This window comes from Phormidesmis sp. 146-20, assembly GCF_052939475.1.
Map to the genome: position 1 here is coordinate 12580 of NZ_JBJPHT010000068.1, position 17055 is coordinate 29634.

18 protein-coding genes and 1 pseudogene are annotated in these 17055 nt (G+C 50.2%); 12 read left to right on the plus strand and 7 right to left on the minus strand.

What is annotated here, in order from left to right:
- Nucleotides 1-9 precede the first annotated feature (9 nt).
- On the minus strand, nt 10-1845 hold the full coding sequence (locus ACKFKH_RS30415) for a hypothetical protein (protein ID WP_446862122.1): 1836 nt from the start codon (nt 1843-1845) through the stop codon (nt 10-12).
- A gap of 295 nt (nt 1846-2140) precedes the next feature.
- Entirely contained in the window at nt 2141-3181 is a 1041-nt protein-coding gene (gene csaB / locus ACKFKH_RS30420; RefSeq protein ID WP_446862123.1) for a polysaccharide pyruvyl transferase CsaB, read from the minus strand.
- A gap of 97 nt (nt 3182-3278) precedes the next feature.
- On the opposite strand from csaB, the gene ACKFKH_RS30425 reads away from it, so the two are divergent.
- Nucleotides 3279-3587 (plus strand): DUF2499 domain-containing protein, encoded by a 309-nt coding sequence (locus ACKFKH_RS30425; protein ID WP_446862124.1) that lies wholly within the window; start codon nt 3279-3281, stop codon nt 3585-3587.
- 49 nt (nt 3588-3636) lie between these two features.
- Nucleotides 3637-3939, plus strand: coding sequence for a DUF3593 domain-containing protein (locus ACKFKH_RS30430; protein WP_446862125.1), 303 nt, complete (start codon nt 3637-3639; stop codon nt 3937-3939).
- Between the two features lie 106 nt (nt 3940-4045).
- On the opposite strand, the pseudogene ACKFKH_RS30435 reads toward ACKFKH_RS30430, so the two are convergent.
- A pseudogene (locus tag ACKFKH_RS30435) lies at nt 4046-4156 on the minus strand (type II toxin-antitoxin system YoeB family toxin); the annotation flags it as partial.
- Nucleotides 4157-4372: 216 nt separating this feature from the next.
- Between ACKFKH_RS30435 and ACKFKH_RS30440 the strand changes: the two are divergent.
- The 4 genes from ACKFKH_RS30440 to aroF all read left to right on the plus strand — a co-directional run bounded on the left by ACKFKH_RS30440 (nt 4373) and on the right by aroF (nt 7818).
- The gene (locus ACKFKH_RS30440; protein WP_446862126.1) at nt 4373-5587 is read left to right on the plus strand and encodes a protein kinase domain-containing protein; all 1215 of its coding nucleotides are present in this window, start codon (nt 4373-4375) and stop codon (nt 5585-5587) included.
- 181 nt (nt 5588-5768) lie between these two features.
- Nucleotides 5769-6038: a 30S ribosomal protein S15 gene (gene rpsO, locus ACKFKH_RS30445; RefSeq protein ID WP_446862127.1), complete on the plus strand. Its 270-nt coding sequence runs from the start codon at nt 5769-5771 to the stop codon at nt 6036-6038.
- Nucleotides 6039-6052: 14 nt separating this feature from the next.
- Nucleotides 6053-6619, plus strand: coding sequence for a photosystem II biosynthesis protein (locus tag ACKFKH_RS30450; RefSeq protein WP_446862128.1), 567 nt, complete (start codon nt 6053-6055; stop codon nt 6617-6619).
- A 143-nt stretch (nt 6620-6762) separates the two neighbouring features.
- Complete coding sequence (aroF, locus tag ACKFKH_RS30455; RefSeq protein WP_446862129.1) at nt 6763-7818, plus strand: 3-deoxy-7-phosphoheptulonate synthase; 1056 nt, start codon at nt 6763-6765, stop codon at nt 7816-7818.
- A gap of 84 nt (nt 7819-7902) precedes the next feature.
- Here the strand turns inward: aroF and ACKFKH_RS30460 are convergent, their stop codons facing one another.
- Both ACKFKH_RS30460 and ACKFKH_RS30465 read right to left on the minus strand, forming a co-directional pair.
- Complete coding sequence (locus ACKFKH_RS30460) at nt 7903-9138, minus strand: ATPase, T2SS/T4P/T4SS family (RefSeq protein ID WP_446862130.1); 1236 nt, start codon at nt 9136-9138, stop codon at nt 7903-7905.
- Nucleotides 9139-9450: 312 nt separating this feature from the next.
- A complete protein-coding gene (locus ACKFKH_RS30465; RefSeq protein WP_446862132.1) occupies nt 9451-10092 on the minus strand; it encodes an SRPBCC family protein in 642 nt (213 codons plus the stop codon).
- Between the two features lie 162 nt (nt 10093-10254).
- On the opposite strand from ACKFKH_RS30465, the gene ACKFKH_RS30470 reads away from it, so the two are divergent.
- A complete protein-coding gene (locus ACKFKH_RS30470) occupies nt 10255-10992 on the plus strand; it encodes an SIMPL domain-containing protein (protein ID WP_446862133.1) in 738 nt (245 codons plus the stop codon).
- A 23-nt stretch (nt 10993-11015) separates the two neighbouring features.
- On the opposite strand, the gene ACKFKH_RS30475 is transcribed toward ACKFKH_RS30470, so the two are convergent.
- Entirely contained in the window at nt 11016-11387 is a 372-nt protein-coding gene (locus ACKFKH_RS30475) for a single-stranded DNA-binding protein (RefSeq protein ID WP_446862134.1), read from the minus strand.
- 605 nt (nt 11388-11992) lie between these two features.
- Here ACKFKH_RS30475 and ACKFKH_RS30480 point away from each other — a divergent pair.
- The 3 genes from ACKFKH_RS30480 (at nt 11993) to mreD (ending at nt 14509) form a co-directional block, all read left to right on the plus strand.
- Nucleotides 11993-12994: a rod shape-determining protein gene (locus ACKFKH_RS30480; protein WP_446862135.1), complete on the plus strand. Its 1002-nt coding sequence runs from the start codon at nt 11993-11995 to the stop codon at nt 12992-12994.
- Nucleotides 12995-13100: 106 nt separating this feature from the next.
- Nucleotides 13101-13949 carry a rod shape-determining protein MreC gene (gene mreC, locus ACKFKH_RS30485; RefSeq protein WP_446862136.1) on the plus strand — a complete coding sequence of 283 codons (849 nt, stop codon included), beginning with the start codon at nt 13101-13103 and terminating at the stop codon, nt 13947-13949.
- Nucleotides 13946-14509 carry a rod shape-determining protein MreD gene (gene mreD / locus ACKFKH_RS30490; RefSeq protein WP_446862137.1) on the plus strand — a complete coding sequence of 188 codons (564 nt, stop codon included), beginning with the start codon at nt 13946-13948 and terminating at the stop codon, nt 14507-14509. Before mreC ends, mreD begins: the two co-directional genes overlap by 4 nt.
- 111 nt (nt 14510-14620) lie before the next feature.
- On the opposite strand, the gene ACKFKH_RS30495 is transcribed toward mreD, so the two are convergent.
- Complete coding sequence (locus ACKFKH_RS30495; RefSeq protein ID WP_446862138.1) at nt 14621-15070, minus strand: hypothetical protein; 450 nt, start codon at nt 15068-15070, stop codon at nt 14621-14623.
- A 412-nt stretch (nt 15071-15482) separates the two neighbouring features.
- Between ACKFKH_RS30495 and ACKFKH_RS30500 the strand changes: the two genes are divergently transcribed.
- Together ACKFKH_RS30500 and ACKFKH_RS30505 are read left to right on the plus strand one after the other, a co-directional pair.
- A complete protein-coding gene (locus tag ACKFKH_RS30500; RefSeq protein ID WP_446862139.1) occupies nt 15483-16358 on the plus strand; it encodes a 6-carboxytetrahydropterin synthase in 876 nt (291 codons plus the stop codon).
- 221 nt (nt 16359-16579) lie between these two features.
- Nucleotides 16580-16975 (plus strand): hypothetical protein, encoded by a 396-nt coding sequence (locus tag ACKFKH_RS30505; RefSeq protein WP_446862140.1) that lies wholly within the window; start codon nt 16580-16582, stop codon nt 16973-16975.
- Nucleotides 16976-17055 lie beyond the last annotated feature (80 nt).

The window sequence follows — 17055 nt, forward strand, 5'->3', positions numbered from 1 at the left end:
CCTCATTCTTCACTTTCCCCGACGCGGAAAACTTGGTAGCTCAACAGCCGCAAGAGACTGACGCTTTTTGGTCGATCGCAAGGGATAGACCACTGGAGACGGCCCGCTCCGAAAAGGCACTGTCGCGACCTCCTCAGCTTGCTCAACAGGTTCAGAAAATTGAGCTGTAGGCTGGAGCGTGATAAACGGGGAGGAGTCCAAAGCAGGTTCAGGAGACTGAGTAGCTGACGGTAGCGTGACGAGTGGAGTCGATGAAAAGTGGTCGAGAATAACCTGCTCAAAGGGGGTGATCAGGGTTTCATCCACAGATTCTCCGTCTACTTTGCTCTCCAGAATGGCAAGTTCTGCTTCTGGCGGAGTCGAATCGCTAGTTTCATCAGTGGACGCAGCCGTAGGCTCTTCCAAAAGGGACTTTTCTAGTGATACAGGCTCAGGAGCGGGCTGTGATCTATCGGCTTGTAATTCATCAGTTTGTGATTCAAAGGTCTCAAAGGTCTCAAGGGCAGCACTCAGCTTTTGTTCTAAATCGGTTTCGCTGTGGGTCGGCTCAGAGACAGGGTGATCTGCGGGGGTGTCAAACTGAGGGTTAAATAGCTGAACGTTCCAGTGGTGGACGGTTTCTTCTGGCGTGTCAGGCGCTTCAACAGGCTTGATCGTGTAACTGACTGGAGTTGGCTGAGTCGGTGGTTGAGGAAGGGTGATTTCAGAAAGTTCTACACTAAGTTCTACACTGTCACTCGCCCAGACATCTGGCATCAATGGAGACGCTTCTTCTGAGGTGCTGGCTTCTAAATTGAGTTCTGAGATAGAGTCTAGAATGGGAGGCTCTGGCTCAACGTCCCAAACGGTGGGAGTCGTGGGAGTGGAATAGAAATCAGGCTCGATCGCGCCTTCTGTGAATTGCGTCGATGAGTCGATCGCCAAATATTCAGGTTGCGCTGACCAGGGCTGAACGGGCTGCGCTTTGGGCGCAAATAGCTGAATGGGTGCGTCTGACTTTTCACCAATCATCTCGCTGACCTCTGCTTGAAATTGAGGAGCGGGAACCTCCAAACATTTCTCCAGGGCGGCTTTGAACTGTAACGTGTAGCGCTGTTGGCGATGGAGGCGCGATCGCAGGTCTCGACAAGAATTTTCGGCCTGTCTAACGGTCTGAATCTGATCATCGTAGCGCTGTTGAGTCAGGGCGCATTCTCGTTCTAGTTGAGCGACTTGCTCCTGGCTTGATTCAAGCTGTCCGGTGAGGGTTTCGATGAGAATTTGCTGCTTTTGGGCGGTTTGGTGAGATTGCTCTAATTCGTGAAATAGCTTGGCGATCGAGTGTTGGGCATCCATTAGTGCCTGATCTTTTTGCGAGACGATCGCCGCTTGTGCCTGAAGTTTTTCTTCGGTCTGGGCGATCTGGGCGAGCATCTGAGTTTTCCAGCGTCGTCTTTCGAGGCGAACGGCTTTGCGCGACTGTTCGAGGGCTTCTTCGAGGCGAGAAGTTTGAGTCGTCAGTCCGCTGTTACGCTGTTCGAGGTCTCGAATGCATTCGACGACCATTGTCTGTTGCTGTTCAATCATTTGAATATGGTCGATCGCCGCTTTGTACTGCTGTTCTAGCTGCGAAATTCGAGCATTGGCTTGTTCTACTTCTTCTGCATGAGGAATCTGATCGACACTCAGCGCATTGGGAAAGTTGACCGTTTGCCAGCCGTCTTCCGCAGGTTCTTGAACGCCATTTTCAGCAGAGTGCACGACAATCGCAGACTCGATCGCACCCTCAACCGCCTGAGCAGAGTCATCCTGAGAATCGCTGTACTCAAGCCAATCAGGGCTGTTTGAATTTTCGGCTTCGTTCATCGCTCTTTTTCCTAGAAGAAAGGGGGACTCCTCAGATCAAACGGTGGCCGTCTGAGACTCAGATTATAGAATTCCAAACTTAGTTATACCGACAGTTCACCAGATTTGATCCAACCGTTTGAAATTTCTGTCATAGAAGTCACATTTTGAGGGGTGCGGAGTTTGAGACTGCAATCGCGATCTTTGCTTCGTTGTTCAAGTCTTCTGCCCCCAAGCTGCCAATTCTGAGGAACTTTCGGACAGGATGGTTCACAATCCTCTCGTTGAGGAGCTTTCTGAACTCGCAGAATTACTCTCACAGAGGCTTGACGATTTGCAGAATGTCTTGGTGCATCAGAGCGCGATCGACGAGTGATCCAATCTGGTCATCTGACAGAGCATCGCCGTTGGCGTAAAGTTCTATCCAGGTTTGGCTAATCTGATTGGCGCTCGTTGGAATTTCGGACAGTTCCCAGCCAGGAATCTCTAAATCGACCATCAGTTGGCTCACTTTGGGGTCATAACTCAGCGCAAAACATCGGCAGCCTTCAGCAGCGGCCATGATCAATCCGTGAAACCGCATCGCGATCGCCATTTCCACCCCGCGAAAAACGCCCTTCAATTCCTGGGGATTTTCTAAAACCAAAATCTTGCTGGCACCCGGAAGCTGAGGCTGAATGAATTGGGCGATCGCTAAATCCTGACTCTTCTGAAAGGGCAACAAAATCAAACAGGTCTGAGTAGCTTTTTGAAAGTCTGTCAGAGCACGAGTCAGCGTTGCGAGACGATCGGGAGTCAGAAGGCGATGGGCCCGAAGATTCACCGCGACTCTCGGCGCAGGCAAATCCCACAATCCTTTAACTGGCTCAGACTCCATCGCCCAAACCGGATCAGGAGCCATCACAAACGGAATTTGCCAATCGTTTAACAGAGTTGCCGAGCCGCGATCGCGCACACTCACGCCATCACAGCCTTTAAAGGCCTGTTTCGCCAGCCAGCGACTGATCGGACGGTTGAGCGGGCCAACTCCCTGGGCCCAAGCGATCGTTTTCAAACCCATCCACTGAGCCAGCTTCATCAAACCGCCGTAATAAAACGGACTCATGGCACTGGTCGCATCCTGCATCAAACTGCCGCCGCCCCAGATCAGAATTTGCGATCGCCGCAACGCCTGCATCACGGATAAAAAAGACTTGCGATCGCAGCACGCCACCCCATAGCGATCGTGAGTTTGTTGAGGATTGCCAGAGAGAACGATCGGCGTAATTTCAGACGGCAACATTTGCAGTAGTGAAGCCAACAACGCCTCATCTCCGCCGTTTCCCATCCCGTAATAGCCGCACAAAACTGCCCGCATCTGCTCCATACTTAAAGAAACGCTGAGTTTTTAGATTAAAGGACAGCCCCTCAAAACTCAAAACTCAAAACTCAAAACTTAACTCAAAACTCCTTTTATGCAAGCCCTTTCGATCCCTACCTGGGTGATTCATGTCTCTAGCGTCATTGAATGGATCGCCGCAATCTGGCTGATCTGGCGCTATGCCGAAGTGAGCCAAAATCTAGCGTGGCGATCGCTCTCCTGGGGAATGTTGCCCGCTCTGGTCAGCGCCATGTGTGCCTGTACGTGGCATTTTTTCAACAATCCGCCTTCACTAGCATGGGTGGTCACGCTCCAAGCCGCCATGACTGTTGTGGGAAACATCACCTTAATGATTGCGGGCTGGTGGATCTGGCGCTCAACCCAAAGCAGCCCCAACGCCTAAACCCGCTTTAGTCGAATTCATTCGTAACGCTCCAAAATCACTTTTTAGAATGACGAAAGAAACGCTATTTGGACTGTCGCTATTCCCGTATTTGGGATTTCTGTGGTTTTTGACGCGATCGGGTAAAACGCCTCGTCTCGCTCTCATCGGCTTCTACATGACGCTGGTTTTTGTCGCGGTGACCATTCCCGCAGGCATCTACGCAAAGGTGAAGTACGGCGCAGAACTCGCAAACGTCGATTGGCTCCACGGCAGCGCAGAATCCTTTTTGACCCTTTCTAACATTCTGGTAGTTTTGGGTTTCAGACAGGCGATTATTCAAACTGAGCAAAAATCAGAAGACCCAACCTAACAAAAGGAAACCCAGCACTCTTCCACATTTTTTAGCCCTAACCAGAAGCGCGTGGAAATAGAGCGCGATCGCAACCTGCTTTAGTCGTCATCGTGAAATTGACAACTCAAAATGGATCAGGCTTGCCCAGCCCGGCAAATAGTTGATGCAGAATATCGTTAATTAGAGTGATAATCTTTCGATAAATCTTCTTGTCCTGTGTCGCCCAGTCATTAAATTGTTCAAATGCCTAGCGATAATCCGGAGGTTACCTGTGGGTAGTGGACATCAATAAAGCGAAGTGAAAGAATGTTGGGCACCCATCAAAATGAAGCCGTTCTTTCATCCCTCCTCGCGCAGCGAATTACCCCCAAAGGGGGAACAGATCATCGCAGTTCTCCCTCTTCCCTCCTCCCTCCTCCCTCTTCCCTCCTCCCTCATCCCCTCGCAAAAGATGAGTTATTGTCTCAACCCCACCTGTCTCGCTCCAAACAACTCAGACCTCACAGAAACTTGTGCTGCTTGTGGGTCAGAACTGAGGTTGCTAAATCGCTATTTCGCGGTCAAACCGATCGCTCAAGGCGGATTTGGCAGAACGTTTTGGGCGATCGACTCACACGCCTCACGCCGCTGCATCATCAAACAATTTTTTCCCCAACAAGGCATCGACCATCTAGAAAAAGCCTCTACCCTATTTCGTCAAGAAGCCCAGCGACTCAGAGAACTCGGCAAACATCCTCAAATTCCCACTCTGCTCGATCATCTTGAACAAGCCGGACATCAGTATTTAATTCAAGAACTCATCGACGGGCGCAATCTCGCTCAAGAACTGACAGACGACGGGCCGTTTACTGAATCTCAAATCTGGCAGCTACTTGAGGATTTGCTGCCCGTAATGCAATTTATTCACGATCGCCAGGTGATTCATCGAGATATCAAACCCGCCAATATTATTCGCGATCGCCACACCCAAAAGCTTTATTTAGTTGATCTCGGTGCCGCAAAACACGCAACCAAAACCGCCCTCGCCCACACCGGAACGCTAATCGGAAGCGCCGAATATATTGCCCCCGAACAGACCAGAGGAAAAGCCGTCTTCGCCAGCGACCTCTATAGTTTGGGCACAACCTGCATTCACCTCCTCACCCAAATGTCGCCCTTTGACCTCTACGACGGCAGCGAAGCCAACTGGATTTGGCAAGATTATATGACCCATTCAGTCAGCAATTCTCTTGCTAAAATCATCAACAAACTATTAGAAAACGCCACCAATTTACGCTATCAATCTGTTACTGAGGTGCTCAAAGATTTGCATAAAGATTTGCAGGTAAACTCACAAACTCCAGCTTCAATTCCCCCAATAGTTCCTCAAAATAGTATCGAGGATTGGGACATTATTGCTGAGAAAACGGTCTATCAGTTGGGGCTTAATCTCAGTTTTAGAGAAGCAGAAGCCTTGCTCAAATCTTCACCCAGCAGAATCAATGCTCGCCCGCGCCTCTCTCCACGCCCAAAGTCATACCGAATTCAGGACTTTGCCTTTCCCATCATGCTGGTTTTACTGACGCTGCCCGTCTTTAGCTGGTGTGTGCTGCGATCGATGTCGCCTCCCCAAAAAATTTCAACGCCCGAAACTACTCGCCTGATCGATCCGCCCCTACAATTTTAAAAAGCACAGGAAGAGAGCCTGGACGCAGAACCTTGGACACTAGACTTTGAACAGAGTAGGTTTTTAGTCCCTAATCTCCGGCTCAACGTCCCTCTTTAGTCATTTTGCTCCCTGCTTCCGACTGGCTGTGATAATATTAAAAACTGGCATTACTCATTTTGAATAGGGAAAGCTTTAGGTCATGGCACTGCTGCAACAGCGCAAGCAAGAAATTATCTCCGACTATCAAGTTCACGAAACTGACACCGGATCGTCCGAAGTCCAAGTCGCGATGCTGACTGAGCGCATCAACAAACTGAGTCTGCATCTGAGAACCAACAAAAAAGACCACGCTTCTCGCATGGGTCTGCTAAAAATGATCGGTCAGCGCAAACGTCTGCTGGCCTACATCAACAAGCGCAGCCCAGAAAAATACCGCGCCCTGATCACTCGCCTCGGCATTCGGGGTTAAGGAGCCTTTGCGCCATGTCCTCCGAATCTAGCGAACCCAAATCTAAATCAGAACGTCTTCCTTTTGAGCCTGCTCAGACGCGCAAAAAGCCTGTGCAAAAAGCTGATAAGCCCGTGGCAGACAAAGGGAAAAAACCAGCCAAAAAAAAGTCTCGTGCTGAGAGCCGCAAACCCTCGCAAACTGAAAAGCCTGCACCAGACAGCCCCGTCAAGCCGCCCAAAGCAAGCAAGGTTCGGCGATCGACTCCCGACCAGCTTGGAATTCCGAAGGTTGTTAGCGATCGTATGGCCCGGCGAATGGTGTCTTTTTGCGCGCTACCCACGCTGCTAGGGATGTTGACCTTTGTAGTTAGCTACTTTGTCGTCACCAACGGTTGGTTTAAGTTGCCCAATGTGGTGGTGTTGCTGGTGAGCATGGGCTTTCTTGGGTTGGGCGTGATCGGGCTTTCCTACGGCATTCTCTCCGCCTCCTGGGATGAAGAGAGAGTAGGAACTCGACTGGGCTATGAGGAGTTTGTGACCAACTTTAGGCGCTTGAGATCTGCCTGGAAAGAATCTAGAGAGCGAGCGATCGGCGATTAGTTTTGGGTTCGATCCAGGGCTGTTAGCTGGCTTGGTCGATCGCGACCCTCCAACTTGTCATACTATTAAATTTGAACTGTATTAGCTTCGTTCAACAGTTCACGCATCATTCTGCATATCCACAACACAGCAGGGACTTTAACATGATCGTGGTGATGAAAATCGGCACCCCGGAAGCCGAAGTGACCCGCATTGACCAGGAGTTCACAAACTGGGGACTCACCCCCGAAAAGATCGTCGGTAAGCACAAGGTTGTCATTGGTCTAGTCGGTGACACCATCGAAATGGATCCGTTGCAAATTCAGGAAGTTAGCCCCTGGATTGAACAGGTTTTGCGCGTTGAGCAACCCTTCAAACGAGCCAGCCGCGAATACCGTCAAGGTGAACCCAGTGAAGTCGCAGTTCCAACCCCCAACGGCACGATCTACTTTGGCGAACAGCATCCTCTCGTGGTGGTAGCTGGCCCCTGCTCGGTCGAAAATGAAGCCATGATTGTCGAAACGGCGCGACGAGTCAAAGCAGCTGGGGCCCAGTTCCTTCGGGGAGGTGCATTCAAGCCTCGGACTTCGCCCTACGCATTCCAGGGACACGGCGAGAGCGCTTTGGGTTTGTTGGCTGCTGCCCGCGAAGCTACTGGACTGGGGATCATCACCGAACTGATGGACGCAGCCGATTTAGAGATGCTGGCAGAAGTGGCTGACGTGATCCAAATCGGGGCCCGCAACATGCAAAACTTTTCGCTGCTTAAGAAAGTTGGCGCTCAGGATAAGCCGATCTTACTCAAGCGAGGCATGGCCGCCACCTTTGAAGACTGGCTGATGGCAGCCGAATACATTTTGGCAGCAGGCAATCCCAATGTGATTTTGTGTGAACGAGGCATCCGGACGTTCGATCGCCAATATGCCCGCAATACCTTAGATTTAGCAGCGATTCCTGTCCTGCGTTCTTTGACTCACCTGCCGATTATGATTGATCCGAGTCATGGTACGGGTCGCGCAGAATACGTTCCATCGATGGCGATGGCTTCGATCGCAGCAGGCACCGATTCTCTGATGATTGAAGTTCACCCCGATCCCAAGAAAGCCCTTTCAGACGGCCCGCAATCTCTAACCCCCGATCGCTTTGACCAACTGATGAAAGATTTGGCAGTCGTCGGTAAGCCGCTGGGTCGTTGGATGCCTGCGGTGGCGATCGCTTAGAGTCCTTTGAGTTTTGGGTTCTCCATAGCAGAGGTCGTCCAACCTCAAGCCACTTCTGATATCCAGCTCAAAACTCAAGCCAATCTATTCAAGCCGTTTCAGGACTTCTAGCTGTTGTTCGATTAGCTTCAATACCTGGCTGAGATTGGGCACGACGTTGGATTGGTCAAGCGCTTGGGGACTGGAACGGGTGCGATCGCGGATTTCATCTACTTTTTTCTGAAGATCCTGAGCAATGGTCAGCGCATCTCGACTCAGGTTGGCTAACTGCTGCTGTTGATAAAACTTAAGAGCAGCCCCTCGAAGAATCTGGAGAGTGGCTTCTTCTCCATGAGTACCGGGCATGACGCGCAATCTCAGCAGCAGTCGATTTTTTTGATAGACTCGCTCAATTTCGACCTGAGTTGGTTTTTTGACAGCGGTCAAAGGCAGATGAGTCAAGCCCTTCAGCTCATCAATCACTCCCTGAAAGACCGCCAGCGGCAACCTTTGCAAAACCGATTGGAGAACTCCATTTTGGCTCCAGAGGATTCTGCCGTGGGCCTTGCGTTCAAAATACAGCCGACCAATCCCATCTGTCAGAACCCGTCCTAAAAGCTCTTGTAAAAGTTGAGCCGGGGGCAGGGTTGCCAAAACCTCTATGGGGCTATCTTGATGGTGAGTCGTAACCGTCAGCATCGGCAGCGCATCTCCTGGGGTTGGCAACTCTTGAGGAAGCGCCGTTTCGTTGAGAATAAAGGTGCGCGCCAACTCTGGATCTGTGACGTGCGTTTCTAGAAGATTTTGGCGATCGCTCAACACGACTTTCTGCAATTCTCCGGGCAACTCTGTGGGATGGATGGGCGGTTGCGTAGGCGAGATCGGTAGATTGATGTCCTCTAGCTGATCGGGCGCATCGACCAGAAATGTTTCCTGAGTGTTGCGATCTGGGACAGTTTTTTTCTGTTGGGGAGCTTGAAGCAGTGGCTCCGTTGGCGTGGACTGAATGTTTTTGGTGTGATTGAGATAGGCAGAGAGAATGGCGTAGTGAGCTTCGGAGGCAATGCTTTGGGGCACCAGCGAGTAGTCCATAAAGCTGAGAATTCGCCGCACGTAGTCCAGGGCAGCCACATCTTCGAGCGAAACCATACCCAATTTGAGACAGCGATCGTCGAGAGACAGCGGCAAAATCTGATGATAGAGGCAGGCTTCAAAGGGGAGAATGCGATCGATCAGTTGAAAAGCTTTCTGAGTATCCACGTGCGCCGATGATTGAAGGTGATCGTTGGGACGAGGAAGATCTTTAATTTGAGCTTCGGCTGGGTGACTCAGTGGGAGCATAGTAGAAACTGGGGAAGGGATAGATCCAGACTCATGAAAGCGTTGTAGAAAATTGAATTTAGAACAAACCCTCTCACATTCAGCAGGTTAAAAATCTCGTTCAACAATCTCAAAAACTGTCGAAAATGAGACCCCAAACTGCCTACCTACTTAACTTCCGCTAATTCATCCGATCTCCGGAAAAATCAATCTACCCAACCCAGATCAACGCTTTACTCCTCTCAAAACCGCTACTCTATCCCCATCTCATCCAAGTTTAATTCATCCCTCATCCCCTCTCGCGCAGCGGATTACCCCAAAAGGGGGAACAGATCATCGCAGTTCTCCCTTCTCCCGTTTTCCCACTTCTCGACCGATCGCCTCCATCGTGTCACTGAGAGAACTTTTGAAAACGTTGTAAAACACATTCCTGGGAGTACCTGACTTGGGTTGGGCCTCGACGACCTGAGTAATCAGCACTTGAGTCGGTTTTGCTCCCTTAAAAGGGGCGATCGACTCAATCATCCAATAGCCCTTTAGACTTTGCAGGTCACCTTCCACGAGTTGAAAATCGATGCGAGTCTTGGCCTTTTCGACAATAGAAGACCGCACCCGCGATTGAATCGTGACCAAAAAGACCTGGCGCGAGTCAATTTGCTCGACCACCTTGCGATCGCCCTTTGACTCCAAGATTTTACTAGAAACTACATTAGGCAAAAATTTAGAAAAGTTGCCATAGTCCGTCAGCACTAACCAGGCCATCGCTGGAGAACCCTTGACGAGCACTCTGGCGGTGTAGCTGCCTTTCTCACCCGTGATCATCGGTTGACCCCTTCTCAGCGTCGTGCGATCGCTCACCGAAAGCTGATCAACCGTACTGTTAAACAGTTGGGCCGAAACGGGAGGTGTGCTCACAGCAAGGGTGGCAATCGTCCAGCATCCCGTTAGAAAATAGCCGCCTAAACGCTTGAACATGCCAGATTTCCTCTCTAAGATAGGTGTCAAATTGGCTGTCCCATTCTAGAGCGTTCGGCTCAGAGTTGCGAAAAGTGTAACAGGAAGCACGATCGTTCCGCTCCAATGGCAGAGTAAGAGAATCCAAACCGATCTCAAAACTTTCTGTGAGGAGCCAACAAAATGATTTCCAGTCTTAAACCGTCTCACTCTACCTGGAGCCGCTTCAAAGCGTTGCCCATTCTGGGGTTGATCAGTTTTACACTTGCCAGTCCCGCGATCGCTCAAGAAAAACTTATGCGAACTTTAACCGTAACTGGACGAGGATTTGAAGAGATTCCTACAACACTGACTCAAGTGAGATTAGGCGTAGAATTTCAGGGTAAAACCGCAGGAGAAGCGCAGCAGTCCGTCGCTCGGCGATCGACCTCTGTCGTGACGCTGCTCAAATCACGCAGTGTAGACAAGCTAGAGACGACGGGCATTAGCCTCAATCCGGTTTATCGCTACGACAACAACACTCAAACGCTCGTTGGCTATACCGCAACCAATAGTGTGAGCTTTCGATTGCCCACCGAGAAGGCTGGCACAATTTTGGACGATGCCGTCTCAGCGGGAGCCACTCGAATTGAAGGGGTGAGCTTTATTGCTACCGATGACGCGATCGCCGCTGCCCAAAAACAAGCGCTTCGCAAAGCTACTCAGGATGCCCAAGGTCAGGCTGACTCGGTGTTAAACGCTCTCAACTTTACGCGCAAAGAGATCGTCAGCATTCAAGTCAACGGAGCGTTTGCCCCACCGCCTCGCCCTGCGGAATATGGAGACTTTGCAGCGCGAGTGTCCGCCTCAAAAGCTCCCTCTCCTGTCATCGGGGGAGATCAGCGCGTCGAAGGATCAGTCACGTTGCAGATTAGCTACTGATTTAGAGACTGAATGCAGCGTTTCTAAAAGTCCTCTGCATACCCACCAGAAGTCGCTTCTCCACCGCCTTCATTGTCCCGCTTTGAGCCAAGCAACTGTAGCCGATCGACCAGCACGACAGGGGACGTACGATCGGCTCCGGTGTTGCGGTCTTTCCAGGTATCAAACTTGAGAGAGCCTTTGACTCCGATCAGACTGCCCTTTCTCACATAGTTGGCCGCTACATCAGCTTGTTTGCCCCAAAGCTCTAAATTAAACCAGTCGGGCTGATCGCTATTGCGAGTTTGACGATTGACCGCCAACGTCAGCCGACACTTCACGCTGCCCGACTCAAAATACTTCACATCTGGATCGCCACCAACGCGGCCTACTAGCGTCACTACGTTTAAACTCATATTTGTCGCTCGCGGTTTGTAAGTGCTTTTAGAATACGAGATGATCAGGTGCGATCGTACTCAAATTTGGTCACCTGATGCATTTCAATACATTTGTACTTATAATTTTAACATTAAACTGGGTTAAGCGAATTTAGGGCCGACGATCGCACTCACATCGCACTTAGTATTAAAAACAAATTAAACCCAACGTCAAAACAAAAATTAGTTCAAATTACACCATTCATCAGTGATTTTTAGGGATGACAACTGATTTGATAGGAATCCTTTTTCTATTATGCTGATCTGCCTCCGTAAGGCGTGTAGTGTATGAGTAAGCAAAGCACCAAAACGCCCAAAACGCAGGTTTCACAGGGCAAGTCCTAAAATACAAACCTCTTAAAAGTAATTTGTGATCTGAGGCTTGAAACACGCTGGAGAATGGTTCAATAGACCTTGAGCCTACAATTTGATGCAAGATGACCTAGACTCAAGCAGGAAACTGTAATAAAATCCACTATCGATTAGTCTTGGTGTTAAATTTCATCCCGTCCGAGCGTACTCAATAGCGTTATTTAGAGGATAGAATAGTGGGTCTTTTTAGTCGCTTCTCCTTATCCCGGGACATGGGTATCGACCTGGGAACCGCCAACACACTAGTCTACGTATCGGGTAAGGGCATTGTTCTACAAGAACCCTCCGTCGTAGCAATGGATCAAAACGAGAAAATCCCCTTGGCGGTTGGGGAGGATGCCAAGAGAATGTTGGGACGCACCCCCGGAAACGTGATTGCCCTGCGTCCTCTGCGAGATGGGGTGATTGCAGATTTTGACACCGCCGAACTGATGCTCAAACACTTTATTCAACGAGTGCATGAGGGCAAAACACTGGTGTCTCCTCGCATAGTGATTGGCATCCCCAGTGGCGTTACGGGCGTTGAGCGTCGTGCCGTTATGGAAGCCGCCTCCCAAGCCGGGGCGAGAGAAGTGTATCTGATTGACGAACCTGTCGCCGCAGCGATCGGAGCAGGTCTTCCGGTAGCCGAGCCAACGGGCAACATGATTATCGACATCGGAGGCGGCACGACAGAAGTCGCCGTTCTCAGCTTACAAGGTACGGTTTTGAGCGAATCGGTGCGTGTCGCGGGCGATGAATTGAGCGAAGCGATCGTGCAGTACATGAAAAAAGTTCACAACCTGGTAATCGGGGAACGCACCGCCGAAGAAATTAAAATCACCATCGGGTCGGCTTATCCCACGCAGGGCGACGAAGACATCATGGAAGTTCGCGGATTACACCTGCTCTCAGGACTGCCGCGCACCGTCACCATCAAAGGGCCCGAGATTCGAGAAAGCATGTCTGAGCCACTCTCGGTCATCGTCGATGCGGTTAAGCGCACTCTGGAGCGGACTCCTCCCGAACTGGCAGCCGACATTATCGATCGCGGCATCATGCTGGCGGGCGGCGGCGCATTGCTGAAGGGAATCGATACGCTCATCAGTCACGAAACGGGGATTGTCGTTCACGTTGCGGCCGACCCCCTCAGTTGCGTGGTGCTAGGAACGGGTCGCGTGTTGGAGAACTTTAAACAACTTGAGCGCGTATTTAGCACTCGTCCGCCTCGCTAGATAGAGTCACCGTCCTGATAGGGCGATCGCGCTGCGAAAAATGACCTTAGCGTTGAAATGAAACGTGTCCTTTTGTAAAGTTAGTCCAGCAAAACGAGTAGGTTGAATGTACGCACTGCGCCGCTGGTGGGATCGATATGGAGTTCAGGCTGCCCTAGCTACCCTCGCCCTGGGAACCGCCCTGATTGTGCGGCAAACTCAAGGGGTGTTGCTCATGGAGACCTATCAGGTTCTCACCCGCCCTTTTCAAGCCAAGCCAACCCAGGTCGATCGCATTGCCAACGCTCAACTGTTGGAGTTACAGCAAAGATTGATTGAGCTAGAAAGCAAAAATCAGCGTCTAGAGGAGCTTTTAGGATTCACATCCGGCAAAAAGGTGAAGGGCGTGACGGCTCCCGTGATCGGACGCAGCGCAGATCATTGGTGGCAGCAGGTGACCCTGGGGCGCGGCAGTCGGGACGGCATTGAAGTGGGATCGATCGTGCTGAGTCCCGGTGGTCTGGTCGGGCGAGTGGACAATGTAACGCCCAATACGAGCCGAGTTTTGCTGTTGAGCGACCCTAGTAGCGGGGTAGGCGTGACGGTCAGCCGCAGTCGATCGATGGGTTTGATGCGCGGCAAGTCAGCCAATCGAGCCGTCATGGAATTTTATGAAAAAGTGCCCGATGTGCGGCGGGATGATGTGGTTTCGACCTCTTCGCTGAGTGGGCGGTTTCCGGCGGGGATTCCGATCGGGCGGATTGAGTCAGTCGATCTCACCAAAAGTCCTGCTCCTGAAGCGGTGATCGAGCTTTCTGCCCCGGTGAATAATTTGGAGTGGGCGGTCGTCTATCCCAATTCGCCAAATTTAGCGCAGCCGTTACCTCTGGTGCCCCCTCCTAAAACAGTGCCGTCTCCCTCTCCGACTAATTTGCCCTCCCCGGCTGCTGCTCCTTCTCCGGATGCCGCACGATGAAAAACTCGGCTCTCGACAATCTGTTTGATCAGCATCCTCTTTCTCGTCCGCTGGTGAACTGGGGCGTGACGATCGGTTCAATTCTAATCTGTCTGATTCTGTTGCCGTCGCGTCTCCCTGGGATGGAACTGGCAGGAATTGGCCCCAACTGGCTATTGGTTTGGGTGGTGGCCTGGAGTGTGAAGCGATCGGTCTTTCAGGGAGCGTTTGCGGGATTGGTGTTGGGATTGCTGCAAGATGGAATGACGGCTCCGAGTCCGACTCATGCATTGAGTTTGGCGATCGTCGGGGCGCTGACGGCCAAGCTACAAAAACAGCGCTACGTGCAGGAAGATTTTATTTCGGTTGCCCTGATTGTATTTGGAATGGCAGTCTTAGCCGAAACGGTGACGGCGATTCAGTTTAGTTTGCTGGGTGGTCGGTCGATCGCTGAGATCTGGACGTATCACCAGTTTGTCGCGCTCAGTTCAGCAATTCTCAGCAGTCTGTGGGCCCCTGTGGTGTACTTTCCCCTCAATCGCTGGTGGGAGCATATGGGAATGGTAGAGCCGACGGGGTGAGGGAGAACTTCGATGATCTGTTCCCCCTTTGGGGGTAATCCGCTGCGCGAGAGGGAATGAGGGATGAGATAAGTCTGTCTGAGCAGTATGCGGCGGGATTGTCGGGCTTTGCTAGGCAGCAGTTTCTGAACTCTTTACTTGCGTCTTCTCGGTGTCAACTGGCTTATCTGTTTTGCGAATAGTGAGTAAAACTAACGCCGCGAGTTCTGGAACAAGTGCAGCAATTGCAGTCAGTTTGAGCGACCAAGTTTCGGATGCATTAAACAACCCTGCTGCGTTGCTCAAGTGTGCAGATACGATATCGGTCATATCAATGGCAAGGCACGCCCACAAAAGTGTTTTCACAGTACTTCTATCTGCAAAAGCAACGATCGCAGCAAGCACAATATCTCTAACTGCCCAAACACGAATGATGTAAGGCATTTGGATGTTTAGATCGATGGGGATGTTAAGTTGCTCCATCAGCCATTGTGGGTCAGCATAGCCAACAGGGCTGAGACTAAACCGAATCAAGCACATCAGCCCTACTAGTAAAGCAACAAACCAGCTCTGGTCTCTCATATTTGCCCCTACCTGTAGAATTCACTAGAAATCTATGTAGACACTAAGCGCAGGAGTTTCCAAAGTAAAGTAGTTACCGTTTAGTAACTGCACAATACATCAGAAACTACCAGTATCTATGGCAGAACCAGAATCCGCTCCCCTTGAAAAACTCCTCAACCAAATAGCAGGACAGTGGACGATATACATTCTGTGGATTTTAGACACCAACGAAACCTTACGCTTTGGCGAATTGAGACGTAAGGTTGATGGTATTTCACCAGCTTGATGAACTAGGACACTCCCAGTAGTTATTCTGCAAGAAGTCGAACATTTGAGCGAAACTCGTCATCACTCTCTGCCGCAATTCGATATCCTAGGGACAGTGTAAGTTTACGTAACTTTACAAGCTCCAATCTTCCTGACTCAATTTATGAAATGTATCATCGATCGCCGTGCCCAATTTTCGGCTAGTCATCGATATTGGCTGCCCAATCTGAGCGAGGCGGAGAACTTCGATCGCTTTGGTGCCTGTGCCCGTCCGATGGGTCATGGCCACAACTATGTGCTGTATGTGTCGATGCTGGGCGATCTGGATGAATATGGCATGGTGCTTAACCTGTCAGATGTCAAACACGTCATCAAAAAAGAGGTCACCAGCCAGCTTGATTTCTCGTTTCTCAACGATGCCTGGGTCGAGTTTCAGCAGACCTTGCCTACCACCGAGAATATTGCACGAGTCATCTGGCACAAACTAGAATCGCATTTGCCGATCGTCAACATCCGCCTCTACGAACACCCCGAACTCTGGGCCGATTACCAAGGAAACTCTATGGAAGCTTTTCTCACTGTCAGCACCCATTTCAGCGCCGCTCACCGTCTCGCCCGACCCGATCTGAGCTTTGAAAAGAACTGCGAAATCTATGGCAAGTGCGCTCGTCCCAATGGTCACGGCCACAACTATCATCTAGAAGTCACAATCAAAGGTGAAATCGATCCAGAAACGGGAATGTTAGCAGATTTAGTTGCGTTTGAGAAAGCGATCGAAGATTATGTGACGGAACCCTTTGACCACACTTTTTTGAATAAAGACATTGCATATTTTGAAAAAGTTGTTCCCACTGCCGAAAACATCGCCGTACATATTCGCGATCTGCTAGAACAACCGATTCGCAACATCGGCGCACAGCTTTACAAAATCAAACTAATCGAGAGTCCTAACAACTCCTGTGAAGTCTACGGATCAGGCGTTTCGGATGCTGTAGCGATAAAAATGCGCGAACCTGACATGGCGACCCCTTGCGGGTAACTCGAAGAGATCGTCTAACCTCATTTCACACTCAAAACTTCTCAAGGGTGGGCAATCTCGTCTGCCCTTTTTTGTGTTTAAAGAATTAAATAGATCATCTCGAATCGAGCCACTTAGACTTAAACCGTAATTGTGTCCAACATTGAGGGAAAACTACTCTACGAAATCGCAGTCTATAGATTGTAGGTAATTCAATTCATATTCACCCAGGTTCTACATTCATGTGGAGTAAAGCTTATATGCTTGCGTTGATGATCTTTGGTTACACCCTTGCTGCTAACCTGATGCTTGGTCTCTTGCAAACTGTTCTTGGCATCAAGTTTCTTGGAATGGGTGTAGCCATTCAATTTATTGCTGCTTACAGTATTGGTCAGGTTTATACATTCAAACAAAGACAAGTTATCTCTAATTCGTTAAAACTTTGGGTCTCGATCGACTACACGCTCATTGCAATTTGCAGCACAACAGTTGCACTATTAGCCTTAAAGATGGTTTCACCTGCATTACCTTCATCCTTTCTGACCCTGGGTATCCTGATTCCTGTTTTGGTTTCACCTCTGATATATTGGGCGATCGGCTCTGGGTCTAAAGCATATCTAAAGAAAATTAAGAAGTGAGAGGAACTGATGTTAACCCGATGCTGTAAGTAGGTGGGTAAAATTAATTGTAAGATAGAGAGCCTACTAAATTCTCCGAT